Source organism: Knoellia locipacati (genome assembly GCF_007992835.1).
GTDB lineage: Bacteria > Actinomycetota > Actinomycetes > Actinomycetales > Dermatophilaceae > Knoellia > Knoellia locipacati.
Window position 1 is genome coordinate 139,084 of sequence record NZ_BKBA01000002.1, and the last position, 25,211, is coordinate 164,294.

Sequence of the window (25,211 nt, forward strand, 5' to 3'; positions counted from 1 at the left end):
CGCCTGTCCACGAGGTGGGACGCCGATCTCACCTCTCGGCGGCGACCAGCTCCGAGGCGTCGTGCGACTCCCCCTCGGGGTTGCTCGACGTGCCGACCCGGCGCGGCCACCAGAAGCGGTCGCCGAGCATGAGGGCGATGGCCGGCACGAGGACGGTGCGCACGACGAGGGTGTCGAGCAGCACGCCGACACAGATGACGACGCCGAGCTGGGCCAGGACGACGAGGGGCAGGACGCCCAGCACCGCGAAGACCGCCGCGAGCAGGATGCCCGCACTCGTGATGACACCGCCGGTGGCCGACAGCGCCCGGAGCATCCCCTCGCGAGGGCCGTGGCCGCGCGACTCCTCGGCGGCCCGGGTGACGAGGAAGATGTTGTAGTCCACCCCGAGCGCCACGAGGAAGACGAAGGCGAGCAGCGGCACCCCGTCGTCGAGGCGCTCGAAACCGAGCACCTGCGTGAAGAGCACCCACGAGATGCCGAGGCTGGCCAGGTAGGTGCCGACGACGGTGGCGACGAGGATGAAGGGCGCCACGAGCGAGCGCAGCAACAGGCCGAGCGCGACGAGCACGAGGCCGAGGATGATCGGGAAGATCACGAGCCGGTCGCGGCCCGATGCCTTCGCCGTGTCGAGCGACTCGGCCTCGGTCCCGCCGACGTGCGTGTCGGCGGTGTCCGCCACCGCTGCACGGATGGCCCGCACCCCGGCCTCGGCCTCGGCCGAGCCCGGTTCGGCGTCGAGCACGGCCTGGATCTCGCTCACCCCGCCGGCGCTGGCGACGGGACGGGTGGACGACACACCCTCCACGGCGGAGACGGTCGACGTCAGCAGGGCCGGGTCGGCGCCGCGTGACACGACGACCACCGGGTCGGCGGAGCCGGCCGGGAAGGACTCGGCGAGTCGCTCCCCTGCGGCGATGGCCTCCGGCTTCTGGAGGAACTGGTCGGCCCCGTCGAGTCCCGTGCTGATCTGCGTGATCCCGGCCGCTGCCAGGGCGAGCCCCGCAACGGTGGCGCCGGCGAAGATCGCGGGACGACGGGCCACGGCGTCACCGATGCGGCGCCAGAACGAGCGCGAGTCGGCCAGGCTGGCCTGCCCCTCCCGGGGCACCTTGGGCCAGAAGATCCAGCGCCCGAAGACCACGAGGGCCGCCGGCAGGACGACGAGGACGAACGCGGCGGCCACGACGACGCCGACGGCACAGGCGAGACCGAGGCCCCGGGTCGTCGGGAAGGCGGAGAGCAGGAGGGTGAGCAGCCCGAGGACGACCGTGGTCGAGCTGGACAGCACGGCCTCCGCGGTGCGGGTCAGGGCGTGCGCCATGGCCTCGCGCCGGTCCTCGAAGACGCGCAGCTCGTCGCGGTAGCGCGAGATGAGCAGCAGCGCGTAGTCGGTGCCGGCACCGAACACGAGGACGGAGAGGATGCCGATCGTCGACTCGTCCCACTGGACGTCGAAGGCCGCCAGGGTGCGGGTCGCGAGCACCGCCGCGAGCTGGTCGGCCGCACCGACGACGGTGAGCGGGACGAGCCAGAGCACCGGGCTGCGGTAGGTGATGATGAGCAGCAGTGCCACGACGCCGGCGGTGGCCCCGAGGAGGCGGAAGTTCGCCCCGTCGAACACCGCCGCGAGGTCGGCTTGGATCGCCGCCGGACCCGTGACCTGGGCGGTGAGCCCGCTCGGCAGGTCCGCCTTGGCCGCGGCCCGGAGCTCGGTGACGACGTCCGCCGTCTGGCTGGCGTCGGGCGCCTTGACCGGCACGAACACCGTCGCCGCCGTCCCGTCCTCGGCGACGACGGGAGGAGCGCCCACCGCGCCGGGGAGCGAGCGGGCGCGCTCCTGGACGACGGCGAGCTGCTCGGGAGTGAGCCGATCGTCGCTGCTGTAGAGGACGACGGCGGCCGAGCCCTCGGCCTCCGGGAGCGTGGCGCTCAGCTCGGCGGCGGCCCGGCTGTCGGACTCGAGCGGGAGCGAGGCCGTCGCGGTCGGCCCGAGCTCGGCCTGCCCGACGACCCCGATGACGAGACCGGCCGAGAGCAGGGCGAGAAGTGCGACGATGCCGGCGACCCACCGGCGGGTCAGGAACGTGGAGAGCGCGCGCATGGCCCGTCCTTCGCTAGAGTGGTTCAGTCAGTGACTCATCAAGTGACTAAGTAGGTGAGTGATATTAGCAACAGCGATCGACCCGACACAACCGGTCCGGGCCGCCCGGCTGCCCGTGGCACGACCAGCGACGAGAACGAGACCTCCGTGCGGTCGGTCGCCCCGGCATACCGGTCCTCGTCCTCCCTCGAGGCACTCGAGGAGCTCGTCGAGATCGCGGCCCAGTCACCCCAGGCGGTCGCCCGCCGCGGCGGTCTCTCCGTCTCCGAGCTGCACTCGCTGCGTCACCTCTCCTCCACCCCGATGGGCCCGGTCGAGCTCGCCAAGGTCCTCGGCGTCACCTCGGCGGCGTCCTCGGGCGTGGTCGACCGCCTCGTCGCCCGCGGCCACGCCGAGCGGCGTGCCCACACCGACGACCGCCGACGCACCGAGGTGGTCGTCACCGACTCGGGTCGGCGCGAGATCTTCACGCTGCTCGCCCCGATGTTCACGGCGCTCGCCGACATCGACGGCTCGCTGACCGACGAGGAGCGCGAGGTCGTCGAGCGCTACCTCAGGGGCGCCATCGCCGCCCTGCGGTCGGTGATGTGAGCCGGACCCTCCGGAGTCAGGCTCCGGCCGACTGGCGCTCGGCCCGGGCCACGTGGAACCGGTCGAGGCGCGCGACCCCTGCGGCCAGGTCGCGCCAGTGCCCGGAGAACCGCAGCACCGCGACACCGGCCGTCGGGAAGCCCTCACTCATGAGGTCGTGGGCACGGTCGCTGCCCGAGCCCTCCGCGAGGATCGACGCGAGCGCCGGGATGCCCGGTGCGTGGCCGACGACCATGACGACGTTGGCGTCCTCGTCGGCCTCGCGCACGACCTCGAGCAGGCGGTCGGCCGAGGCGTCGTAGATGCGGTGGTCCTCGTGGATGTCGGCCTCGGAGCAGCCGGCGCTCCAGATCCCCTCGCAGGTCTGCAGGGTGCGCGTCGCGGTCGAGCACATGACCTCGTCGACCCCGATGCCCTGGTCGCACAGCCACGTCCCGGCGGCGCGTGCGTCGCGCTGGCCCCGCTTGGTCAGCTCGCGTTCGTGGTCGGCGTCGAACCCACCCTGCTCGGCCTTCGCGTGGCGCACCAGCACGAGCGTCCGGTCCTCCGCAGCGGTGGTCATGCTCCGATCTTGCCCCTGCCGGAGCGCGATGTCAGGTCTTGACAATCGGACGGACGAGGTGGCGCGGCTCCTCCCCCGCGGCGACCCGGCCGAGCTGCTCCCGGAGCAGTGCCGACATGCGGGGCAGCAGGGCGGTGGTGTTGCCACCGGCGTGCGGCGTGATGAGCACGTTCGGCGCCGTCCAGAGGGGGTGTCCGTCCGGGAGCGGCTCCGGGTCGGTGACGTCGAGAGCCAGCGGGAGGCGTCCCGAGTGGGCGACGAGGGCGTCGGTGTCCGCGACCGGGCCACGGGCGACGTTGACGAGGAGGGCCCCGTCGGGCAGCGCCGACAGGAAGGCATCGTCGACGAGGTGCCGGGTGGAGTCGTTGAGCGGGACGATGACGATGACGACGTCGTGCTCGGGCAGGAGCGTCGACAGCTCGTCGATCCCGTGGACGGTGTCGACGAGGTCGTCGCCGGCCCGCGCGCGGGAGGCGACCGCGGTGAGCGTGACCTCGAACGTGCTGAGACGCCGGGCGATGGCCCTGCCGACCGAGCCGTAGCCGACGACGAGGACGCGCCGGTCCGCCAGCGAGGTGCGCCGGCCGAGCGGCGTCCACCGGGCCCCGTCACCCGAGCGGACGGCGTCGGGGATCCCGCGCAGCGACGCGATCACCATGCCGACGGCGAGCTCGGCGGTCGCCGCGTCGTAGACCCCGGCCGCGTTGGCCACGCCGACCTCCTCGGGCACGACCTCGAGCACCCCGTCGTAGCCGGCCGACTGGAGCTGCACGAGCCGGACGTCGGGGAGCTGGGCGACCGCTGCGAGGGCGGACGCGGCACCGAGGTAGGGCGCGACGACGACCTCGACCCGCTCGTCGGGAGCCGCGTCGCCGGCGGGGTCCCAGAGCACGCTCTCGACCCCGGGCACCTCCCCGACGGCGTCACGCAGGGCAGGGTCCGGGAAGGAGACGACGACCATGGTTGCGACCCTAGGCGACCGCCCGTGGGAGCCCGGACGGTGCCCGCTCCGCGGTCAGCCGGTCGGTCCGCCGGTCGGCCGGCCAGGCTGGGGACTCGCTGCCAGTCCTGCCCGGGACCGTGACCTTCGCGGGTCCCTCGGGAGACGATGTCGTATGCCGTCCCGTCACCGCACGTCCCCGGCCCTCCTCGCGCTCGCCCTCACCTGCGCCCTCGTGGGGTGCAGCGACCCGGACGAGGACGGGGCCGGCGGGTCGACAGCGACGAGCGCGTCGACCTCCGGGTCCCCCGCGCCCTCCGGGTCCGCGTCGACCTCGCCGAGCCCGACATCTTCGTCCCCCTCCTCTTCGGCCTCGCCCTCGGCGAGTGCGAGCGCACCGGTGCCGGCCGGGGCGCCGAGCGACGTCATCACCGGGCTCGAGGTGCCGTGGTCGATCGCCTTCCTCCCGGAGGGTGACGCGCTGGTGACGCTGCGCGACCGCGGCGAGGTGCTGCGGATCTCGCCGACCGGGACCCGCACGAGCCTCGGCAGGGTCCCCGGGGTCGACTCCGGCGGCGAGGGCGGCCTGCTCGGCGTCGCGGTCTCACCGACCTTCGCCACCGACGCGACGGTGCACCTCTACCTCACCGCAGCCGACGACAACCGGATCGTGCGGACCACCCTCGGGGCAGGCGGGTTCGGGCCGATGACACCGGTGCTCACCGGCATACCCAAGGCCGGCAACCACAACGGCGGGCGGATCGCGTGGGGCCCCGACGGCTTCCTCTACGTCGGGACGGGTGACGCGGCGCGCACCGAGCGGTCGCAGGACCCCCGCAGTCTCGGCGGCAAGATCCTGCGCATCTCCGGCGACGGCAAGGCCGCCCCCGGCAACCCCACCGAGGGCAGCCGTGTGTGGAGCCTGGGCCACCGCAACGTGCAGGGTCTCGCGTGGGGCGCCGACGGGACGATGTACGCCAGCGAGTTCGGTCAGAACACCTGGGACGAGCTCAACGTCATCACGCCCGGCAGCAACTACGGCTGGCCCGAGGTCGAGGGCATCGAGCGCCGCGACGGCTTCGTCGCACCCATCGCGCAGTGGTCGACCGACGACGCGTCACCGAGCGGGATCGCCGTCGGCGCGGACGGCGCGGTCTACATGGCGGCGCTGCGGGGCGCCTCGCTCTGGAAGATCCCCGTGGCCGGCGGCCAGCGGACCGGGAGCCCGGTGCGGTTGCTGGAGAACAGGTACGGCCGGATGCGCGACGTCGTCAGGGCTCCGGACGGCACGCTCTGGGTGCTGAGCAACAACACCTTCCGCGGCCAGCCCCGCCCGGGCGACGACCGCGTCGTGCGCGTGCCCATCGGCTGACGAGCCCCCGGGCCCACCCCGTCCTGAGTACGTTGATGGCGTGGGCACCGTGGCCCGCCGGATCCGAAAGAGGTGGCACCACCCATGGCTGCAACGGACGACATCCTGAGAGACCTCCCCATCGACCAGCTGGCCCAGCAGCTCGGCGCCGACCCGCAGGAGGTGCAGCAGGCTGCGCAGGCCGCGCTGCCCGCGCTCCTCGGTGGGCTGCACGCCAACGCCCAGGACCCGGGCGGCGCCAGCTCGATCGTCGAGGCCCTGGGCCAGCACGACGACGACCTGCTCGCCGGCGGTGTCGACCTCGGCCAGGTGGACCAGGCCGACGGCGAGAAGATCGCGTCGCACATCTTCGGGTCCAACGAGGAGCAGGTCTACTCCGCGCTCGGCTCCTCGGGCGCCGGCGGCGGGCTGGTCAAGCGGCTCATCCCGATCCTCGCCCCGATCGTCCTGTCCTACATCGCCAACCGTGTCCTCAAGGGCGGCGCAGGCGGGCTGGGCGGCGGCACCACGGCAGCGTCGACGAGCGACAGCTCGGCACAGGGTGGACCCGGGTCGCTGGACTCGATGCTCAAGGACGTCCTCGGCGGAGCGCTCGGTGGCGGCACGGCGACCCAGCAGGCACCGCAGCAGACCCAGCAGACCCAGCCGTCGGCCGGTGGCTCGATCCTCGACGTCCTCGGCGGCCTCCTCGGCGGCGGCCGCCGCTGAACGAGCGCCGCACGGCCCGGAAGGCCGTCGGCAGCCCGCGCACGACGGCATACGACGTCTGGGGACCGCTCAACCGGACAAAGTCTCGGTCGACCCCCGTCGGCACCTCGGGTCGAGGTCAGCATTATCGGGTCACCCGATAATGCTGACCCCCCATCCGTCAGCTCGTGAGCTTGGCGAGGATGATCTCGCGGGCTTTGCCGGCGTCGGCCTGGCCCTTCATCGCCTTCATGACCTGGCCGATGAGGGCACCGGCGGCCTGGACCTTGCCGTCGCGCACCTTCTGGGCCACGTCGGGGTTGGCGGCGATGACCTCGTCGACGGCCGCCTCGAGGGCGCCGTCGTCCTGGACGAGCTCGAGCCCACGCGCGTCGGCGACGGCCGTCGGTGAGCCCTCACCGTCGAGCACGCCCTCCCAGACCTGGCGGGCCATCGAGTCGTTGAGACGGCCGGACGTCACGAGACCCTCGAGCTCGACGACGTGCGCCGGGGTGATCGACCGCTCGGCGGCATACGACGCGACGTCGGTCGAGCCCTCGGCGTTGGCGCGTCGGGCGATGTCGCCGGACCACCACTTGCGCGCACCGGCCGGCGTCGCGCCCGCCTCGACGGTCTCGCCGATGAGGTCGACGAGCCCGGCGTTGAGGACGTCACGCATCTCGAGGTCGCTGAAGCCCCAGTCGGACTGGAGGCGCTTGCGGCGCTGCGCCGGCGGCTCGGGCAGGGTCGCCCGCAGCGACTCCACCGTCTCGCGCGTCGGGGCGACGGGGACGAGGTCGGGCTCGGGGAAGTAGCGGTAGTCGTCGGCGTCGGACTTCACGCGGCCCGACGTCGTGATGCCGGTGTCCTCGTGCCAGTGCCGCGTCTCCTGGAGGATCGAGCCGCCGTCCTTGAGGATCGCGCCGTGCCGGCACATCTCGTAGCGGACGGCGCGCTCGACCGAGCGGAGCGAGTTGACGTTCTTGGTCTCGGTGCGGGTGCCGAGGGTGGTCGTGCCCTTGGGCATGAGCGAGAGGTTGACGTCGCAGCGCATCGAGCCCTGCTCCATCTTGACGTCGGAGACGTCGAGCGCCTTGAGCAGGTCACGCAGGGTCGCGACGTAGGCCCGGGCGACCTCGGGAGCGCGCTCCCCCGCACCACGCAGCGGCTTGGTGACGATCTCGATGAGCGGGATGCCCGCCCGGTTGTAGTCCACGAGCGAGTGCGTGGCGCCGTGGATGCGACCGGTCGAGCCACCGACGTGCAGCGACTTGCCCGTGTCCTCCTCCATGTGCGCGCGCTCGATCTCGACACGGAACGTCGACCCGTCGTCGAGCTCGACGTCGAGGAAGCCCTCGAAGGCGATCGGCTCGTCGTACTGCGAGGTCTGGAAGTTCTTGGGCATGTCCGGGTAGAAGTAGTTCTTGCGCGCGAACCGGCACCACTGCGCGATCTCGCAGTTGAGCGCGAGACCGATCCGGATCGCCGACTCGACGGCGACCTCGTTGACGACCGGGAGCGCGCCGGGCAGGCCGAGGCAGACCGGGCAGACCTGGGTGTTCGGCTCGGCGCCGAACTCGGTCGCGCACCCACAGAACATCTTCGTGTTGGTGCCGAGCTCGACGTGGACCTCGAGCCCGAGCACCGGGTCGAAGGCCGCGAGGACGTCGTCCCAGGCGAGGGTCGCGTCGGTGGTCGTGGCGCTCATGTCACGCACCCTTCGTCGTGGAGGTGGACAGGTCCGGTGCCTGGGCGAGCAGGGGTCCGCCCCACGCCGCGTGGAGGCGCTGCTCGAGAGCCGCGCCGACGGCATACAGGCGGTCGTCGGCCGTGGCGGGCGCGAGGATCTGGAAGCCCGCGGGCAGCCCGTCCTCGTCGGCGAGGCCGCTCGGGAGCGACATGCCGGGCACACCGGCGAGGTTGGCGGGGATCGTCGCGATGTCGTTGAGGTACATCGCCATCGGGTCGTCGATCTTGTCACCGAAGCGGAAGGCCGTCGTCGGCGCGGTCGGCGAGACGAGGACGTCGGCGGACTCGAACGCCTTCGCGAAGTCGTCGGCGATGAGCCGGCGGACCTTCTGGGCCGAGCCGTAGTAGGCGTCGTAGTAGCCCGACGACAGGGCGTAGGTGCCCAGGATGATGCGGCGCTTGACCTCGTCGCCGAAGCCGGCGTCGCGCGTGGCCGCCATGACCTGCTCGGCGCTCGGGTCGTCGACACCCTCGGGCAGGACGCGCAGGCCGTAGCGCATGGCGTCGAACTTCGCGAGGTTGCTCGAGGCCTCCGACGGGAGGATGAGGTAGTAGGCCGCGAGTGCCGCCGTGAAGCTCGGGCACGAGACCTCGACGACCTCGGCGCCGGCGTCGACGAGGTGCTGGACCGACTCGTCGAAGCGCGCCTGGACGCCGGCCTGGAAGCCCTCGCCGGTGAGCTCGCGGACGATGCCGATCCTCATCCCCGTGACGTCGGCGCGGCGCGCAGCCTCGACGACCGGCGGGACCGGGGCGTCGATCGACGTCGAGTCCATCGGGTCGTGACCCCCCATGACCTCGTGCAGCAGGGCCGCGTCGAGGACGGTGCGGGTGCACGGGCCGGCCTGGTCGAGCGAGGACGCGAGCGCCACGAGGCCGTAGCGGGAGACGCCGCCGTAGGTCGGCTTGGTCCCGACGGTGCCGGTCACGGCGGCCGGCTGGCGGATCGAGCCACCGGTGTCGGTGCCGATCGCGAGCGGAGCCTGGAACGACGCGACGACCGCGCTGGAGCCACCGCCGGAGCCACCGGGGATGCGGTCGAGGTCCCACGGGTTGCGGGTCGGGCCGTAGGCCGAGTGCTCGGTCGAGGAGCCCATCGCGAACTCGTCCATGTTGGTCTTGCCCAGGATCGGCATGCCGGCCTGCTTGAGGCGACTCACGACGGTCGCGTCGTAGGGCGGGACCCAGCCCTCGAGGATCTTGCTGCCGCACGTCGTGGGCAGGCCCTTCGTCGCCATGACGTCCTTGACGGCGATCGGCACACCGGCCAGCCGGTGCAGCTGCTCGCCGCGGCTGCGTCGCTCGTCGATGTCGCGCGCGCTCGAGAGGGCACCCTCACGGTCGACGTGGAGGTAGGCGTGGACGTCGCCGTCGACGGCCTCGGTCCGGTCGAGCATCGCCTGCGTCACCTCGACCGAGCTCGTCCCACCCGAGGTGAGGAGGTCGGCGAGCTCGGCGGCGCTGGCGCGGGTCAGGTCTGTGGTCACGTCGGTCCTTGCGGTTGCGGGAGGCGTGGTGCTGTCAAGGCGGAGGTATGCCGTGGGCTCACCTCACGGCATACGGTCGCGTCAGTCCTCGTCGAGGATGCGCGGCACGGAGAAGCGCTGCTGGTCCGACTCCGGTGCGCCCGAGAGCGCGGCGTCGGCGCCGAGGCTCGGCCGGACGACGTCGGGCCGGGTGACGTTGACGATCGGCATCGGGTGGCTCATCGGCTCGACGCCCTCGATCGGCGACTGCTGCACGACGGCCACGGACTCGAGGATGACGCCCAGCTCGCCGACCATCCTGTCGAGCTCGGCGTCGGAGAGGTCGATGCGGGCGAGACCGGCGAGGTGCGCCACGTCGTCGCGGGTGAGTTCAGCCATGGGCGCCAGTCTAGGACTCCGCCGAGGTCGCGCGTTCAGGGCTCCGACGGCGGTGGGCGCGACGTCCCCGCACGCGACGGAGCCGCCCACGGGTCATCGTGGGCGGCTCCGTGCCGCGCGGTGCTCGCGGCGGCCACCGCGGCCTGGCAGGGGGTGCCGCGGCGGGGCGGTGACGTTCTAGCGCGGTGCCTTGACGGCGAGCACGGGGCACTCGGCGTCGAGCAGGACCTTCTGGGCCTGGCTGCCGAGCAGGAGCTTGCCGACCGGCGTGCGGCGGCGCACCCCGATGACGATGAGGTCGGCGTGCGTCTCCTCGGCCAGCTCGACGATGATCTCGGCCGGGTCCTTCTTGTGGACCGCGTGCGAGATCTCGTAGTCCAGGCCCGACGCGTCGAGCTCGGCGCGCAGCGCGGTGAGCTCCTCGTCGTCGACGTAGCGGTTGTCCGCCGACGCCGCACCGGTGCTCGCGTTGACGACGAGCAGCCTGCTGCCGCGGCTGCGGGCCTCGGTGACGGCGGCGTCGAGGGCGGCGCGACCCTCCTTGGTGGGTACGAACCCCACGATGACCGGCATGTCAGGCTCCTTCGGTGTTGGCGTGGACGCGAGCGTCGTCCGCCCCCGTGGTCGGGGACGACGGGCCGACCGGGCCCTCGGGAGGCGTGCGCCGACCCCGGACCCTGGACCAGATGAACGGCGCCACGATGAGGAGCGCGATGAGCACGTACACGACCTTCGAGAACGTCGTGTTGACCAGGCCCGAGAGGTGCCCGTCGCTGATCTGCAGCGCCCGCCGCATGAAGACCTCGGCCCGAGGGGCGAGGATCAGGCCGACGATGAGCGGCACGACGGGGAGCCCGAAGCGACGCATCGCGAAACCGAGACCACCGATGAACAGCAGCAGCCACAGGTCGAACGGCGAGCCGTTGGCCGCGTAGGCGCCGAGCGACGCGAACATGAGGATGCCGGCATACAGGTAGGGCCTCGGGATGAGCAGGAGCTTGGCCCACAGACCGGCCATCGGCAGGTTGAGCAGGAGCAGCATCGCGTTGCCGATGAGCAGGCTGGCGATGAGGGTCCACACGAGCGGGCCCTGGTCCTGGAAGAGGCGCGGTCCCGGCTGGATCCCGTAGGTCTGGAACGCGAGGATCATGACGGCCGCGGTCGCGGTCGTCGGGATGCCGAGCGTGAGGAGCGGGACGAGGCTGCCCGCGGCCGAGGCGTTGTTGGTCGCCTCGGGTCCGGCGACGCCCTCAATGGCGCCGTGCCCGAACTCCTCGGGCTTCTTGCTCAGCTTGCGCTCCGAGATGTACGACAGGAACGTCGGGATCTCGGCCCCGCCGGCGGGGATGGCGCCGAACGGGAAGCCGATGACGGTCCCGCGCAGCCACGGCTTCCACGAGCGCGAGAGGTCCTCGCGCGTCATCCAGCGGCCCTTGATCGGGGTGATCCGGGCCGGGGCCCGGCGCAGGTGCGCGGCGATCCACAGGGCCTCGCCCATCGCGAAGACGGCGACGGCCACCACGACGACGTCGATGCCGTCCGAGAGCTGGTCGATGCCGAAGGTGAGGCGCTGCTGGCCCGACGTCGGGTCGATGCCGATGAGGCCGATCCACACGCCGAGACCGAGGCTGGCGAACCCGCGGATCTTCGAGGAGCCGAGGACCGTGGTCACCGCGACGAACGCGAAGAGCATCACGGCGAGGTAGTCCGGGTCACCGAGCTGGATCGCGACCTTGACGACCTGGGGCGCGAGGAGCGCGAGGCAGAAGGTGGCGATGGTGCCGGCGACGAACGAGCCGATGGCCGCGGTCGACAGCGCGGCTGCACCGCGTCCCGCCTTGGCCATCTTGTTGCCCTCGATGGCTGTCATCACCGAGGCGCTCTCGCCCGGTGTGTTGAGCAGGATCGAGGTCGTCGAGCCGCCGTACATGCCGCCGTAGTAGAGGCCGGCGAACATGATGATCGCCTGCTCGACGGGCAGCGTGTAGGTGAGCGGCAGGAGCAGCGCGATGGCCATGGCCGGACCGATGCCGGGGAGGACACCGATGGCGGTGCCGAGCAGCACGCCGAAGAACGCGTAGAGCAGGTTCATCGGCGTCAGGGCCGCCGACATCCCGTCGAGCAGGGCGTTGAGGCCGTCCATGTCAGAGGATCCCGTCCAGGAGCCCGGCCGGGAGCTTGACGCCCAGACCGAGGAAGAAGCCGTACCACGTGACGAGGGACAGCGCGACGGAGATGACCGCGAGCCTCACGTAGTGGCGGTTACCCAGCGCGTAGGCCGAGCCGAAGAACATCACGGCTCCGGTGATCGGCCAGCCGAGGCGGTCGATGAAGGCCGCGTTGAAGGCGAAGGCCGCCGCGAGCAGCGCCACCGTCCGCCAGTCCGCGCCGCCGCTGAGGTCGACGTCCTCACCCTCCTCCTGCTCACCGCGCCCACCGCGAGCGATGTCGACCGCGAGGAGCACGGCGCAGAGGATGAGGAGGCCGCCGACGAACATCGGGACGGTCCGCGCGGTCATGAAGCCGCGCGCGCCCCGCTCGATGAGGCCCAGGGCGTCGACGATCGCGACGATCCCGAGGGCCAGCAGGAGGAGGGACACGCCGTACTCGGAGCGCCCCTCCCCCCGCTTCTGCACCTGGTCGCTCATCAGGCGAGACCCAGCTCCTTGAGCACGCCCGCGACGCGGTCGCTCTCGGTGGTGAGGAAGGTGCTGAACTCGTCACCGGTGACGAAGGCGTCGGCCCAGCCCTTGTCGGCGAGCGTCTTCTTCCACTCGTCGGTGCCGTGTAGGGCGGTCACGGCGTCGACGAGCTTCTTCTTGTCGGCGTCGGTGATGCCGGGGGCGGCGACGAGGCCACGCCAGTTGGTGAAGACCATGTCGACGCCCTGGTCCTTGAGGGGCTTGGCGTCGAGGCCCTCGACGGCCTTGTCGCTCGTCACGGCGAGGACGCGCACGTCACCGGACTTGGCCTGCTCGACGACCTCGCTGACGCCGGTGGCGGCGAAGCCGAGCTTCTTGCCGAGGACGGCGGTCATGAGCTCGCCACCGCCGTCGTAGGCGACGTAGTTGACCTTCTTGGCGTCGAGCCCGACGGTCTTGGCGAGGAGCATCGGGGTGAGGTGGTCGGGGCCACCGGGGTTGGAGGCGCCACCGACGGGCACGGCGCCCGGGTTGGCCTTCCAGGCGTTGATGAGGTCGTCGAGCGTCTTGTAGGGCGAGTCCTTCGACACGACGATCGCCTCGGACTCCTCGATGAGCTTGGCGATGGGCGTGGTGTCGGTGAGCTTGGCCTCCGACTTGTTGCTGTAGGAGGCACCGACGACGCCGAGTCCCATCTGCATGAGGAGGTCACCCTTGCCCTTCTCGTTGACGAGACGGGCGAGACCGACCGTGCCGCCGGCGCCGGCCTGGTTGAAGACCTCGATCGAGCCGCTGAGGCCCGCGGACTGGAGGTCGGCCGAGACGGCGCGGGCCGTCTGGTCGTAGCCCGAGCCGGGCGAGTTCGGGACCATGATGCGCAGGCCCGAGAGCTTCTGCGCCGAGGCGCTGCTGTCGGAGCCGGAGGCGGTGTCGTCGGTCTTGCTCACGCCACAGGCGGTGAGGGCGAGGGCAGCGGCCGCGGTGATCGCGGCGCTGCGGACCAGGGAGGTCATGCGCACGGGGGACTCCTTTGTCGAGGGGTGCGTGACGGGTGCACCGTGGGGTGCGTCGCAGGCAACGGTCGCGCCTGCCGGCCCGCATGTCACGGTTGCGGGCACAGACGCCGTTGAGTTCTTTGTGCTCACGGTGCTGCGGGTGCTCCCAGCCGTGACCGGCACAATCATGGGGTGGTGCGACGACGGTCAGGACGGGTGCGGGCGGCGCTGCGTCGCATCTGGCCCCAGACCCTCGCCGGTCGCATGCTCGCGACCCAGCTCCTCATCGTGAGCATCGTCTTCGTCGCGGTGGGCGCGCTCTCCGTGGCTCAGCAGGGTGCGGGCGTCACCGACCGAGAGGTCCGCCGCGCCCGCCAGGTGGCCGAGCAGGTCACCCAGGAGCCCGGCGTCCGCCAGGTGCTCGGCCCGCAGGGCGAGGCCTGGATGTCGCAGGCCCAGGCCGCCCTGGAGTCGGCCCGCACCCTGTCGGCCTCCGACGGCGTCTACCTCGCCCGCACGGTCGACGGCTCCGTCGTCGCTGCGGCGGCCGACGACCCCGTCCGCCGCCTGCCCCGCACCGAGGCCTTCGAGGGCAGCTCCTGGCTCGGTGGTGAGGGTGACGACGACGACCCGACGACGATCATGGCGATGGCGCCGGTCATCGTGCCCGGCGAGTTCGAGCCGGTCGGGGTCGTCGCCGTGACGCGCCCCTCCCCCTCGGCCTGGGACGACCTCGCGACGATCACCCCGAACCTCCTCACCTATCTCGGCCTCGCCGGTGTCATCGGCGTCGTCGGCTCGCTCCTCCTCGCCCGGCGCGTCAAGCGGCAGACCCTGGGGCTCGAGCCGCGCGAGATCGCCGGCCTCGTCGAGCAGCGCGAGGCGGTGCTGCACGGCATCAAGGAGGGGCTGCTCGCCGTCGACCTCACCGGGCGGGTGACCCTCATCAACGACGAGGCCGCCACCCTCCTGTCCATCCCCCAGGCCGGCGCGGTGGGCCACTCGCTCTCCGAGCTGGGCGCCGACCGGCCGCTCCTCGCGCTCTTCCCGTCACGACGGCTGCGCAGCGGACCGACCGTCTCCGTCGCCGACGAGCCCGAGGTCCCCTCCGTCGACCGCGCGATGCTCGTGCGCGGACGCCTCGTCACCGCCAACGTCATGCCGGTGCGCCAGCAGGGTCGGCTGGTCGGCCACGTCGCCACCCTGCGCGACCGGACCGAGCTGCTCGAGCTCCAACGCGACCTCGACGTGACCCGCGCGACCACCGACTCCCTGCGCGCCCAGGCCCACGAGTTCAGCAACCGGATGCACGTCGTCGCCGGGCTCATCGCCCTCGAGGAGTACGACGACGTCACGGACTACATCCGGCACATCACCGCCGACGAGGCCGAGCTCACCGCCCGGGTGGGGACGGCCGTCGCCGACCCGGCCGTCGCCGCGATGCTCATGGCGAAGTCCCGGCAGGCCGCCGAGCGCGGGATCACGCTCGACCTCGACGACGAGAGCCGCCTGGCCCGTCTCGACGGCGACCTCTCGACCGACCTCAACACCATCCTCGGCAACCTCGTCGACAACGCCCTCGAGGCCGTCCCCGACATGAGCGGCCGGGTGCGGGTCGCGGTGAGCGGCCCGGACGGTGGCAGCGTCCGCCTCGTCGTGCACGACAACGGTCCCGGCGTCCCGGCCGACGACATGGGCACGCTCTTCGTCCGTGGCTGGTCGACCAAGGACAGCGAACCCGGGTCCTCGCGCGGCATCGGGCTGGCCCTCGTGCGTATGGTCTGCACCAAACGAGGTGGAGAGGTCAGTGTGAGCAACGACGACGGCGCCGTCTTCACGGTCAGCCTCCCGACGGGTTGACCGTGGCGATCACCGACCCCCTCCCCATCCGCACCGTCGTCGTCGACGACGACTTCATGGTGGCCCGGCTGCACTCGAGCACGGTCGCCCGGCTCGACGGCTTCGAGGTCGTCGGTGTGGCGAGCACGGGCGCGCAGGCGCTCGCCATGGTCAAGGACAAGCGTCCCGACCTCGTGCTCCTCGACGTCTACCTGCCCGACCTCACCGGCCTCGAGGTGCTGCGCCGGCTCCGCGGCATCGGCGTCGACTGCGACGTCATCGTCATCAGCGCCGCCCGCGACCTCGACTCGCTCCGTCAGGCGATGCAGTCCGGCGTCTACCAGTACCTCGTCAAGCCGTTCGAGCTCGAGGAGCTGCGCCGACGCCTCGCGGAGTACGCCCTGCACCGCTCCCGGATCCGGGGCCAGGACCCCGACACGACGGTCGAGCAGGAGGAGGCCGACCGCCTCTTCCGGGCCGGCCCGGCCGGACGCGGCCGGACCTCGCTCCCCAAGGGCATCAGCGCCGAGACCGTCAGCCTCGTGAGCACGGCACTCGCCGGCGCCGGCGACGACGGCCTGTCCGCCACCGAGTGCGGTGAGGCCGTGGGGATCGCGCGCAGCAGCGCCCGGCGCTACCTCGAGTACCTCGTCGACTCGGGAGCGGCCGCCGTCCGTCACCGGTACGGTTCGGCGGGCCGCCCCGAGCGTCGCTATCAGACGGCGGCCCAGTAGGTCCGCTGGTTCATGAACGCGTACATCCCCTCGGCCGACAGCTCGCGCCCGTAGCCCGACTGCTTCGTGCCCCCGAAGGGCACCCGGACGTCGGACGCGACGACCGAGTTGATGAAGACCGCACCCGTGGTCACCTTGGCGGCCAGCGCCACCGCGCGCTCGGTCGAGGCGCTCCAGACGGACAGGCCCAGCCCGTATGCCGTCGCGCCGGCCAGGCGGGCGGCGTCGTCGTCGTCCGTGGCCACGACCACCGCGGCGACGGGCCCGAAGGTCTCCTCGTCGAAGACGGGGACCCCGGGACCGTCGACGGTGAGGACGGTGGGCTCGAAGAACCAGCCCTCCCCCTCGACCGCCGCGCCACCGGCGACGAGCCGGGCTCCCGCGGCGACCGACTCGTCGACCTGGCGCTGGATCGCCGTGCGCAGGTCGTCGCGAGCCATCGGGCCGACGTCGACGGCCTCGTCCGTGGGGTCGCCGACGCGGAGCTTGGCGACTCCCAGGAGGAAGCGGTCGAGGAAGGCGTCGGCGACCTCCGCCGCGACGACGAAGCGCTTCGCGCAGACGCACGACTGGCCGCTGTTGTGGAACCTCGCCCGCACGGCGGCCTCGGCCGCCGCCGCCACGTCGGCGTCGGCGAGCACGACGAAGGCGTCGGACCCCCCGAGCTCGAGCACGGAGGGCTTGACGGCACGTCCGGCCGCGGCGCCGACGGCGGCACCGGCGCGGTTGCTCCCGGTGAGCGTGACACCGGCGATGCGCGGGTCGTCGATGAGCCGCTCGGTGACCTCGGGAACTCGTGCCTCGTCGACGACGAGGACACGCAGGACGCCCTGCGGCACACCGGCATCGAGCAGCAGCGACTCGATGGCGAGCGCCGAACCGGTGACGTTGGGCGAGTGCTTGAGCAGGACGGTGTTGCCGGCCCCGAGCGCGGGCAGGACGAACCGCATCACCTGCCACAGCGGGAAGTTCCACGGCATCACCGCGAGGACCGGCCCGACCGGCTCACGGGTCACCCACGCGTTCGCCGCTCCCCCCACGTCGACCTGCTGCGGAGCGAGCAGCCGATCGAGGTTCTCGGCGTACCACCGGGCCGTGGTCGCGGACTTGTCGACCTCGCCGCGCGCCTCGCGCAGGGGCTTGCCCATCTCGGAGGTCATGAGCGCGGCGAGCGCCTCGCGCTGCGCCTCGAGGGTGTCGGCGACGCGGAGCAGGAGCGAGGACCGCTGTGCGACAGGCACGTTCGCCCAGGACAGTGCAGCATCCGCCACCTCGACCACCGCGGCCTCGATCGCGGCGTCGTCCATGACCGGATGGGTCGTGAGCGGCTTCCCGGTGGCGGGGTCGAACGTCTCGATCACGGTCACGGGGTGCTCAGCCCGCCCCGGTCGGCCTCGGAGAGGTGCTCGAACGTCTCACCCGTCGCCGTGATCGTGCGGGTGACGTCGCGCCCGCCGTAGACCCAGTAGATCCGCATGAAGCCGGTGCCGCGGTTGTAGAAGCGGTGCGGCACACCGGCAGGCACCCAGGTGGCCTCGCCCGCGACGAGCTCGAACTCCTGCCCGTCGATCTCGGCCACCGCCTCGCCCTCGAGGATGAGGACCGACTCCTCGACGTTGTGGCTGTGGAGAGGGAGGCCGGTCCCCTCCTGGAACTGCGTCTGCCCGGTCGTGACGTGGTTGGTCTCGCAGTTCCACCTGCCGACGTAGGGGATGGTGCGGACGCCGTTGCCGCGGTCGAACGGCTCGACCTCGTCGGGTCGGACGAGCAGGTTGGGGGCGTCGGGTGCGGTGCGGTCGGTCATGGTCAGGACTCCAGCTTCGTGAGGAGGGCGGTGGTGAACTGCTCGGTGCTGAGGCTCCCCCGCAGGTCGCGGGTGCGGGTGGAGGGGTCGGCGATGCGCGCCGTGACGGCCGCGTCGACGGCGTCGGCGGCCCGGGCGAACTGCTCGGCGCCGGTCCGCTGCGACCACCAGCGCAGGAGCATCGTGGTCGAGAGGATGAGCGAGGTCGGGTTGGCCACTCCCTGCCCGGCGATGTCCGGCGCGGAGCCGTGCTGCGCCTGGGCCACGGCGACCTCGTCACCGATGTTGAGCGACCCGCCGAGCCCGAGGCTGCCCGAGAGCGCGCACGCGAGGTCGGACAGGATGTCGCCGAACATGTTGGTCGTCACGACGACGTCGAACTCCTGCGGCGAGCGCACGAGGTGGGCGGTGGCGGCGTCGACGATGAGCTCGCGCAGCTCGATGTCGGGGTGCCGCGAGGCCACGGCCCGCACCTCGTCGAGGAAGAGCCCGTCCGAGAGCTTGAGGACGTTGGCCTTGTGGACCGCCGTGACCCGCTGCCGTCGGCCTGCGGCGAGCCGGAAGGCCTCCTCGGCGACGGCGTTGCAGGCCCGGCGCGAGATCTTGCGGACCGAGAGTGCGAGGTCGGGGTCGGGCATGAACTCGCCGCTCCCGGCGACCATGTTGCGGTCGCTGTAGAAGCCCTCGGTGTTCTCCCGGACGATGACGAGGTCGAGGGCCTCGGGCAGCACCGTGAGGTCGGGGATGCTGCGCGCGGGGCGGACGTTCGAGTAGAGCCGGTAGGTCGTCCGGATCGCGGCCGACGGGTTCCAGCCGCCCTCGGCCCGCGACGGGTAGTCGAGGTGCGACACCGGCCCGAGGATGGTGCCGTCGACCTCGCCGACCCGGTCGAGCACGGCCTGCGGCATCGTCTCGCCCACGGCTTCGTGCGCCGCCCAGCCGATGTCGGCGTGCTCGATCTCGAGGTCGAGCCCGAAGGCCTCGTCGACCGCGCGCAGCACCCGCTCGGTGGCCGCGCTGATCTCGGGCCCGATGGCGTCGCCGGGGAGCAGGAGCAGCCTCATGCCGTCACCCCGCCCTTGTCGCCCTCTCGGTGTGCGAGAACGAGATCTGTGACGGTGTTGACCTGGCTGCCGGGTACGACGGTGCGTGCGACCGCCTCGCGCCACTGCGCGAAGTGCGGTGCGGCCCGGTGCGCCTCGAGCGCCGCCTCGTCGCGGTAGATCTCGTAGAAGACGAAGTGGTGCGGGTCGGTCTGCGACTGGCAGACGTCGAACCGGAGGCAGCCGGGCTCGTCGCCGAAGGTCGAGGCGGCGTTGCTCGTGATGGCCGCGAGGAACTCCTCCCGGCGCTCGGGGACGACGTCCAGCCGGACGATGAGCGAGATCATGCGTTCTCCCTGGGGGTGGGGGTGTCTTCCGTGGTGGTGGCGGGGAGGGCGACGCCCGTGGCGTCGGCGAGCGTCGTGAGCTCGGACCAGGTCGCGTCGGAGAGCCGGATGCCGTCCGCCTCCGCGCGTCGCCGGTTGCGGTCCTCGAGCTCGCCCGGGGTGAGCACCCCGTCGGACCAGGAGGCCGGCTCGCTGGAGTGCACCTGCTCGGCCAGCGCCGCCACCCGGACGTCGTACTCCTCACGCTCGGCGAACGCCGCGACGTCGAGCGTGATGAGCAGGTGACCGGCACCGCTCGCCCCCTCGGGGCGGTAGGGCCCGACGACGTCGGCGCCGAACGCGCTCCCCGTGAGCACGCCGGCGAGCACGTCGAACATGAACGCCATGACGTAGCCCTTGGCCCCACCGACCGGGAGGATGAGCCCCTCGATCGCCTCGCGCGGGTCGGTGGTCGGCGTGCCGTCGGCGGCGGCTCCCCAGCCCTGCGGGATCGCCTCCCCCCGGTCCGCGGCGACGTAGACCTTGCCGCGCGCCACCGCCGTGTTGGCCATGTCCATGACGAGGACGTCACCGTCCGGGCCGGGTGCCGCGATCGACCAGGGGTTGGTGCCGACGAGCTTCGTGCGCCCGCCCCACGGCGCCATCGCCGGGGAGGCGTTGGTCGCGAGGAGCGCGATGAAGCCGCGCTCCGCGGCATATCGGGTGAAGTAGGCAGCAGTCCCGAAGTGGCCCGAGCGGCGCACCGCGACCGCGCTGATGCCGTGCTCGCGGGCTCGGTCGACGCCGAGCTCGACCGCCCGCTGCGTGACGACCTGGCCGAGGCCGTCGTGCCCGTCGAGGACGACGACGCTGCCCGTGTCGCGCACGGTCTCGACCTCGGTCACGGCCCGCATGGCGCCGCTCCGGATGCGGGTGAGGTACCAGGGCAGCCGGATCGCACCGTGCGAGGGGTGCCCCCAGAGCTCGGCGACGAGGAGCGTGTCGGCCAGGAGGTCTGCATCGTGTGACGGCACGCCGTGGGCGCGGGCCACGTCGGCCATGAACGTGGCGAGCGGCGCTGCGGCGACGGTCCTCGGGGTCATGACGACCATGGTGGCATACTTGTATACAAGTAGACAAGTGATCCGTCACGGGGCAGGATGCCCCCATGTCCACGAGCGCGAGCCCCCGACGTCGCAACGGCGCGCAGTTCGTCTACGAGGAGCTCCTCGCCCAGATCCAGGACATGCGGCTCGAGCCCGGCCGTCGCCTCCACGAGACCGAGCTCGCCGCCGCCCTCGGGGTGAGCCGCACCCCCCTGCGCGAGGCCCTGCGGCTGCTCCTCGCCGAGGACCTGCTCGAACAGCTCCCGACCGGCGGCATGGTCGTGCGTCGCCTCTCGACGCGAGACGCTGCGGAGCTGTATGCCGTCCGCGCCCGTCTCGAGGCCCTCGTCGCCTCCGCCGCGGCCGAGCGGGCCGCGCCCGCCGACGTGGACCGGCTCACGGCCCTGCTGCAGCGCAACGAGGCCCTCGCCGGCCTCCCCGAGGGCGCCATGGAGTCGGGCCACGCGATCCACGTCGAGATCGAGCGGATCGCCGACCACTCCTGGGCGTCCCGGGTGCTCGCGCAGATCGAGGGCCAGCTCGCGCGCTACCGCCGGTTCAGCAACGCCTCGCCCGACCGCCGCGCCGCGGCCCTGACCGAGCACCGCGGCATCGTCGAGTCGATCGCCGCGGCGGACGCGGTGCAGGCCGGTGCACGGGCCGAGCAGCACGTGCTCGCCGCGCGTGAGGCGACCGTGGCCCAGCTCGAGGTCAGCCTCGGGCCGTCTCCCGCCGCAGGATCATCGGGATCACGCCTCCCGACCTGAGCAGCTCGACCTCGACCGTCGTCTCGAGGGCCGCGACGAGGTCGAGGTCGGTGGCGCCGCCGTCGGCCCGCTCGTGCCGCACCCGCACGACGACGCCGGGAGCGAGCGTCTCGGCATCGAGGTCGACGACGAGGCGGTCCGACGCCCGGATCTCGCCGAGCGTGCGACGCAGGTGCGGCGGCAGGACCAGGGGCAGGATCCCCATCCCGACGAGGTTCGTGCGGTGGATCCGCTCGAACGACGCGGCGAGCACGGCACGGACCCCGAGCAGGTGCTGCGCCTTGGCGGCCCAGTCGCGCGAGCTGCCCATCCCGTAGCGCTCGCCGGCCACGACGACGGTGGGCAGCCCCTGCGCCGCGTAGCGCTCGGCGACCTCGAACACCGGCGCCACCGAGCCGTCGGCGTGCCGGGTCGTGCCCGGCGCTCCGCCCGGGGCGAGGGCGTTGACCATCGTCGCGTTGACGTAGGCGCCGCGCACCATCGCCTCCCAGTTGCCGCGTCGCGCGGCCAGCACCCCGAGGTCCTCGCGGGGCTCACCGCGCGCCACGAGGAAGTCCGCCAGCGGGCTGTCGGTCGGGATCGCGCTCGCCGGCGAGATGTGGTCGGTGGTGATGTCGTCGCCGAGGACGAGCAGTGGATGCGCCGAGAAGGGGGCCGGCGCCGGGGCGTCCGCCCGCGCGAACGGCGGTCGTCGCAACGTCGTCGAGTCCGGGTCCCAGGCAAAGGTCGGACCCGTGGGCGCGTCGAGCGCGGCCCAGGCCTCGCTCCGATGGGCCTGCGCGAAGGCCTCGCGGAAGTCGTCGGCGTCCACCGACTCGGCCGTCGCGGCGGCGACCTCCGCGTCGGTCGGCATGAGGTCGGCCAGCCGCACGGAGCGACCGTCCGCCGTGGTGGCGAGGACGGCGGACTCGATGTCCTGCGCGGCGTCCCCGAGGAGCGCGTGGGCCACGACGAGCGCCGGCGACATGAGGAAGCCGGTGTCCAGGTCGGGGTGGACGCGACCCGGGAAGTTGCGGTTCCCGCTGAGCACCGCCACGGGCTTCGCCCGGCCCGCACGCCGGGCCGCCTCGACCTCCGGGGGCAGCGAGCCGGAGTTGCCGATGCACGTTGTGCAGCCGAACCCGACGAGGGCGAAGCCGACCGACGCCAGGTCGTCGAGGAGCCCGGACCTGTGCAGGTACCACTGTGCCGCAGGCGATCCCGGGGCGAGAGAGGTCTTGACCCACGGCTTGCTCGTGATCCCGTGACGTCGCGCGTTGCGCGCGAGGAGGCCCGCGGCGACGAGCTGCGACGGGTCGGAGGTGTTGGTGCAGCTCGTGATCGACGCGATGGCGACCGGTGCCGCCGGGATCGCGCCGTCACCCTCGCTGGGCCTCTCCCCCACCGCCTCCGGTATGCCGTGGAGCCGCAGCCGGTCCTGCGGCCGGGTGGGCCCGGCGACCGTCCGCCCCACCGAAGCGAGGTCGAGCTCGAGGGTTCGGGTGTAGTCCGGGTCGAGGCCGGGGTCGAACCAGAGCCCGGCGGCGCGGTGGTGCGCCTCGACGAGCCCGGCGTCGACGCGGTCCCGACCCACGAGCCCGAGGTACGACACCACGGCCGCATCCACCGGGAAGTAGCCCGTCGTCGCGCCGTACTCGGGCGCCATGTTGGCCACCACTGCCCGCTGCCCGACGGTGAGCGTCGTGACCCCCGGGCCGTGGAACTCGACGAAGTCCCCGTTGACCCCGAGCTCTCGCAGCAGGTGCGTCACCGTGAGGGCGAGGTCGGTCGCCGTGACGCCCTCGGACAGCGCGCCCACGAGCCGCACACCGACGACGTCGGGGATCCGCAGGGTCGTGGGCAACCCGAGCATGACCAGCTCCGCCTCGAGGCCGCCGATCCCCCACCCCAGGACACCCAGGCCGTTGACCATCGGCGTGTGGCTGTCGGTCCCGAGCATGACGTCGGGCCGCAGGAAGCCGTCGACCACCTCGCTCACGGTCGCGAGCTGCTCGAGGTTGATCGTGTGCATGATGCCGGTCCCCGGCGGGTTGAGGTGCACCGTGGGCATCGCCGAAGCCGCCCACTTGAGGAACGAGAAGCGCTCCCCGTTGCGTCGCAGCTCGAGGGCCTGGTTGCGCTCCACGGCGTCCGCGGACGCGTAGGCCTCGACCGCGAGGGAGTGGTCCACCGAGACCTCGACCGGCAGCCGCGGGGTGAGGACCTCGGGGTCCCGACCCGCCTCGGCCAGGCAGTCGCGCATGGCGGCGAGGTCGACCAGTGCCGGCGTGCTCGTCGTGTCGTGCATGAGCAGCCGGCCCGGCGTGACGTCGATCTCGACACGGCTCGTGCGGGTGGTGACCCAGCACCGGAGCGCCGTGAGCGCGCGCTCGCGCTCCTCCCCGCTCATGCAGCGCGCGACGTTCTCGGCGAGCAGCCGCAGGACGTAGGGGTGGCGCGACGGGTCGTCACCGAGGAGCTGGGGCACGTCGACCATGGGATAGCGCCGACCCCGGTGGTCCAGGGTCGCCGTGCAGAACACATCGGGGGCCGTCACCCGCCGAGCATGACGGTTATAACCTATCTCCGCAAGTCGCCTGCGCGAGCGCCTCACATGCTGGGATAGGGTTATAACCATGACCAAGAGCGAGTCGGCCTACCAGCTGCTGCGTGACCGCATCCTCTCCGGCGCCCTCGCACCCGGACAGGTCCTCCAGCAGCGCGAGCTCGCCGCGACGCTCGGCATCTCGACCACTCCCCTGCGCGAGGCGCTCCGTCGGCTCATGACCGAGGGGCTCGTCGACCTCGACTCGCACCGCGACGCCCGCATCACCGAGCTGCGGGCCGAGCAGGCTCGTGACCTCATCGAGCTGCGCTCTGCCCTCGACCCCCTGGCCGCGGCCCTGGCCGCCGAGCGGCGCACGAGCGACGACCTCGCCGAGATGCGTGCGGCGCTCGACGCGCTGGAGCCCCTCGCGTCCGGGACCACGGTCGAGCAGCTCGGCGCGCACCGGCGGTTCCACCGCGCGGTCTACACCGCGGGTCACAACCCGCTGCTCGTGGCGTCGCTCGAGCAGCTGTGGGACCAGTCCGACCGCTACCGGCTCCTCGTCCTGGCGGGTGGCGACCCGAGCGCCGACGGGTCCGAGGCCGGCGACAAGGCGCAGGAGCACCGAGCCCTCGTCGCTGCGATCGCCGACCGTGACGGCGAGACCGCGGCCGAGGTCATGCGTGGCCACATCGGCACGAGCCTCGGGGCCCGGGCGGTGCGACAGCTCGGTCAGTGACCCTCGGCGGGTGCCGCGAGGGCCGGGTCGTGACCGTGGCGGGCCAGGGCCTCGCCGACCCACCCGGACTCGATGAGCTCGTCCACGACCGAGCCCACCCAGGCGATGGTCCCGTCGTCGTGACGACGTGAGATGGCGACGGCCTGCGGGATCTGCATGAACGCACCGTCCAGGACACGCAGGCCCGGGTTGGCCGCCACGTAGGCCTCGATCGGTTGTGCCACACCGGCGGCCACGTCGAGGCCCTCCTGCTCGAAGACGTCGACACCGTCCGACCCACGCACGATCTCCGCACTCGTGATCTCGCGGGTGAGGTGCAGGTCGTAGGCCGACCCGGTCTTGACCCCGATCCGTATCCCGTCCCGGTCGACCTCGGACGCCGAGCGGAGCGGGGAGGCGTCGCGGACGGCATACGCGCCCTCGATGAGGACGTAGGGCGACGAGAAGGCGAGCTCCTCTGCACGCACCGGGTCCACTGCAAGGAAGCACACGTCGGCCGCGCCGTCGCGGACCGCGTCGACGGACTTGCGAGCCGCGTCCCACAGGACCAGCTCGACGGGCACCCCGAGCCGGCGGCCGAGCTCCTGGGCGATGTCGACCGTGATCCCGGCCGGGTCATCGGCCGAGCCGTTGGTCAGGACGGCGTTGCCGAGGTTGATCGAGGCGCGCAGGACGCCGGAGGGCGCGAGGTCGGGTGTGGTCGTCACGATCGCGATGCTCCCACCCCCACGGGTGTCGCGCCCCGCGATGCTCGGCAGCTGGACCGCGTCGGGCCTCCGGGCGCCCGCTGACCTTGCGGGAGGTCTGTCCTGCCTCCCG

25 protein-coding genes are annotated in these 25,211 nt (G+C 72.5%); 7 read left to right on the top strand and 18 right to left on the bottom strand.

Features of this window, described 5'->3' with window-relative positions:
* Positions 1 to 28: 28 nt before the first annotated feature.
* Positions 29 to 2,104, bottom strand: a complete 2,076-nt coding sequence (locus KLO01_RS01110) for an MMPL family transporter (protein WP_147061703.1) — start codon at positions 2,102 to 2,104, stop codon at positions 29 to 31.
* A gap of 147 nt (positions 2,105 to 2,251) precedes the next feature.
* On the opposite strand from KLO01_RS01110, the gene KLO01_RS01115 reads away from it, so the two are divergent.
* Positions 2,252 to 2,695, top strand: coding sequence for a MarR family winged helix-turn-helix transcriptional regulator (locus KLO01_RS01115; protein WP_147061704.1), 444 nt, complete (start codon positions 2,252 to 2,254; stop codon positions 2,693 to 2,695).
* A gap of 16 nt (positions 2,696 to 2,711) precedes the next feature.
* Here KLO01_RS01115 and KLO01_RS01120 read toward each other — a convergent pair whose 3' ends face one another.
* The 3 genes from KLO01_RS01120 to KLO01_RS17330 form a co-directional block, all read right to left on the bottom strand.
* On the bottom strand, positions 2,712 to 3,257 hold the full coding sequence (locus KLO01_RS01120; protein WP_147061705.1) for a SixA phosphatase family protein: 546 nt from the start codon (positions 3,255 to 3,257) through the stop codon (positions 2,712 to 2,714).
* A 31-nt stretch (positions 3,258 to 3,288) separates the two neighbouring features.
* Complete coding sequence (locus KLO01_RS01125) at positions 3,289 to 4,218, bottom strand: 2-hydroxyacid dehydrogenase (protein WP_147061706.1); 930 nt, start codon at positions 4,216 to 4,218, stop codon at positions 3,289 to 3,291.
* Positions 4,219 to 4,383: 165 nt separating this feature from the next.
* Positions 4,384 to 4,626, bottom strand: coding sequence for a hypothetical protein (locus KLO01_RS17330; RefSeq protein ID WP_246135988.1), 243 nt, complete (start codon positions 4,624 to 4,626; stop codon positions 4,384 to 4,386).
* Between KLO01_RS17330 and KLO01_RS01130 the strand changes: the two genes are divergently transcribed.
* Both KLO01_RS01130 and KLO01_RS01135 read left to right on the top strand, forming a co-directional pair.
* Complete coding sequence (locus KLO01_RS01130; protein WP_246135989.1) at positions 4,598 to 5,569, top strand: PQQ-dependent sugar dehydrogenase; 972 nt, start codon at positions 4,598 to 4,600, stop codon at positions 5,567 to 5,569. The two genes, KLO01_RS17330 and KLO01_RS01130, sit on opposite strands and share 29 nt — an antisense overlap.
* A gap of 84 nt (positions 5,570 to 5,653) precedes the next feature.
* The gene (locus KLO01_RS01135; protein WP_147061708.1) at positions 5,654 to 6,277 is read left to right on the top strand and encodes a DUF937 domain-containing protein; all 624 of its coding nucleotides are present in this window, start codon (positions 5,654 to 5,656) and stop codon (positions 6,275 to 6,277) included.
* Between the two features lie 160 nt (positions 6,278 to 6,437).
* Here KLO01_RS01135 and gatB read toward each other — a convergent pair whose 3' ends face one another.
* The 7 genes from gatB to KLO01_RS01170 form a co-directional block, all read right to left on the bottom strand.
* Positions 6,438 to 7,964, bottom strand: coding sequence for an Asp-tRNA(Asn)/Glu-tRNA(Gln) amidotransferase subunit GatB (gene gatB, locus KLO01_RS01140; protein ID WP_147061709.1), 1,527 nt, complete (start codon positions 7,962 to 7,964; stop codon positions 6,438 to 6,440).
* Between the two features lies 1 nt (position 7,965).
* Positions 7,966 to 9,492 carry an Asp-tRNA(Asn)/Glu-tRNA(Gln) amidotransferase subunit GatA gene (gatA, locus tag KLO01_RS01145; protein ID WP_147061710.1) on the bottom strand — a complete coding sequence of 509 codons (1,527 nt, stop codon included), beginning with the start codon at positions 9,490 to 9,492 and terminating at the stop codon, positions 7,966 to 7,968.
* Positions 9,493 to 9,573: 81 nt separating this feature from the next.
* Entirely contained in the window at positions 9,574 to 9,870 is a 297-nt protein-coding gene (gatC, locus tag KLO01_RS01150) for an Asp-tRNA(Asn)/Glu-tRNA(Gln) amidotransferase subunit GatC (RefSeq protein ID WP_147061711.1), read from the bottom strand.
* A 177-nt stretch (positions 9,871 to 10,047) separates the two neighbouring features.
* Positions 10,048 to 10,443 (bottom strand): universal stress protein, encoded by a 396-nt coding sequence (locus KLO01_RS01155; RefSeq protein ID WP_147061712.1) that lies wholly within the window; start codon positions 10,441 to 10,443, stop codon positions 10,048 to 10,050.
* A gap of 1 nt (position 10,444) precedes the next feature.
* Positions 10,445 to 12,013 (bottom strand): tripartite tricarboxylate transporter permease, encoded by a 1,569-nt coding sequence (locus KLO01_RS01160; RefSeq protein WP_147061713.1) that lies wholly within the window; start codon positions 12,011 to 12,013, stop codon positions 10,445 to 10,447.
* A 1-nt stretch (position 12,014) separates the two neighbouring features.
* Entirely contained in the window at positions 12,015 to 12,518 is a 504-nt protein-coding gene (locus KLO01_RS01165; protein ID WP_147061714.1) for a tripartite tricarboxylate transporter TctB family protein, read from the bottom strand.
* Positions 12,518 to 13,531 (bottom strand): Bug family tripartite tricarboxylate transporter substrate binding protein, encoded by a 1,014-nt coding sequence (locus KLO01_RS01170; RefSeq protein WP_371860182.1) that lies wholly within the window; start codon positions 13,529 to 13,531, stop codon positions 12,518 to 12,520. Before KLO01_RS01170 ends, KLO01_RS01165 begins: the two co-directional genes overlap by 1 nt.
* Positions 13,532 to 13,702: 171 nt before the next feature.
* Between KLO01_RS01170 and KLO01_RS01175 the strand changes: the two genes are divergently transcribed.
* The gene (locus tag KLO01_RS01175; protein ID WP_222611901.1) at positions 13,703 to 15,367 is read left to right on the top strand and encodes a sensor histidine kinase; all 1,665 of its coding nucleotides are present in this window, start codon (positions 13,703 to 13,705) and stop codon (positions 15,365 to 15,367) included.
* A gap of 2 nt (positions 15,368 to 15,369) precedes the next feature.
* On the top strand, positions 15,370 to 16,080 hold the full coding sequence (locus KLO01_RS01180; protein ID WP_246135990.1) for a response regulator: 711 nt from the start codon (positions 15,370 to 15,372) through the stop codon (positions 16,078 to 16,080).
* Here the strand turns inward: KLO01_RS01180 and KLO01_RS01185 are convergent.
* The 5 genes from KLO01_RS01185 to KLO01_RS01205 are packed head-to-tail and all read right to left on the bottom strand — an operon-like array spanning position 16,062 to position 20,356.
* Positions 16,062 to 17,447, bottom strand: coding sequence for an aldehyde dehydrogenase family protein (locus KLO01_RS01185; RefSeq protein WP_147061715.1), 1,386 nt, complete (start codon positions 17,445 to 17,447; stop codon positions 16,062 to 16,064). The genes KLO01_RS01180 and KLO01_RS01185 overlap by 19 nt on opposite strands.
* Complete coding sequence (locus KLO01_RS01190) at positions 17,444 to 17,884, bottom strand: cupin domain-containing protein (protein WP_147061716.1); 441 nt, start codon at positions 17,882 to 17,884, stop codon at positions 17,444 to 17,446. Before KLO01_RS01190 ends, KLO01_RS01185 begins: the two co-directional genes overlap by 4 nt.
* A 2-nt stretch (positions 17,885 to 17,886) precedes the next feature.
* The gene (locus tag KLO01_RS01195) at positions 17,887 to 18,948 is read right to left on the bottom strand and encodes an isocitrate/isopropylmalate dehydrogenase family protein (RefSeq protein WP_147061717.1); all 1,062 of its coding nucleotides are present in this window, start codon (positions 18,946 to 18,948) and stop codon (positions 17,887 to 17,889) included.
* Positions 18,945 to 19,274, bottom strand: a complete 330-nt coding sequence (locus KLO01_RS01200) for a putative quinol monooxygenase (protein ID WP_147061718.1) — start codon at positions 19,272 to 19,274, stop codon at positions 18,945 to 18,947. Before KLO01_RS01200 ends, KLO01_RS01195 begins: the two co-directional genes overlap by 4 nt.
* Positions 19,271 to 20,356: an Ldh family oxidoreductase gene (locus KLO01_RS01205; RefSeq protein ID WP_147061719.1), complete on the bottom strand. Its 1,086-nt coding sequence runs from the start codon at positions 20,354 to 20,356 to the stop codon at positions 19,271 to 19,273. The genes KLO01_RS01200 and KLO01_RS01205 overlap by 4 nt, the downstream gene beginning before the upstream one ends.
* A gap of 65 nt (positions 20,357 to 20,421) precedes the next feature.
* Between KLO01_RS01205 and KLO01_RS17010 the strand changes: the two genes are divergently transcribed.
* Positions 20,422 to 21,126: a GntR family transcriptional regulator gene (locus KLO01_RS17010; protein ID WP_186827868.1), complete on the top strand. Its 705-nt coding sequence runs from the start codon at positions 20,422 to 20,424 to the stop codon at positions 21,124 to 21,126.
* Here the strand turns inward: KLO01_RS17010 and acnA are convergent.
* Positions 21,071 to 23,662: an aconitate hydratase AcnA gene (gene acnA, locus KLO01_RS01215; RefSeq protein WP_222611903.1), complete on the bottom strand. Its 2,592-nt coding sequence runs from the start codon at positions 23,660 to 23,662 to the stop codon at positions 21,071 to 21,073. The two genes, KLO01_RS17010 and acnA, sit on opposite strands and share 56 nt — an antisense overlap.
* 79 nt (positions 23,663 to 23,741) lie before the next feature.
* On the opposite strand from acnA, the gene KLO01_RS01220 reads away from it, so the two are divergent.
* Positions 23,742 to 24,392 (top strand): GntR family transcriptional regulator, encoded by a 651-nt coding sequence (locus tag KLO01_RS01220; protein WP_147061720.1) that lies wholly within the window; start codon positions 23,742 to 23,744, stop codon positions 24,390 to 24,392.
* On the opposite strand, the gene KLO01_RS01225 is transcribed toward KLO01_RS01220, so the two are convergent.
* Positions 24,386 to 25,099, bottom strand: coding sequence for a transporter substrate-binding domain-containing protein (locus KLO01_RS01225; RefSeq protein WP_246135991.1), 714 nt, complete (start codon positions 25,097 to 25,099; stop codon positions 24,386 to 24,388). The genes KLO01_RS01220 and KLO01_RS01225 overlap by 7 nt on opposite strands.
* Positions 25,100 to 25,211 lie beyond the last annotated feature (112 nt).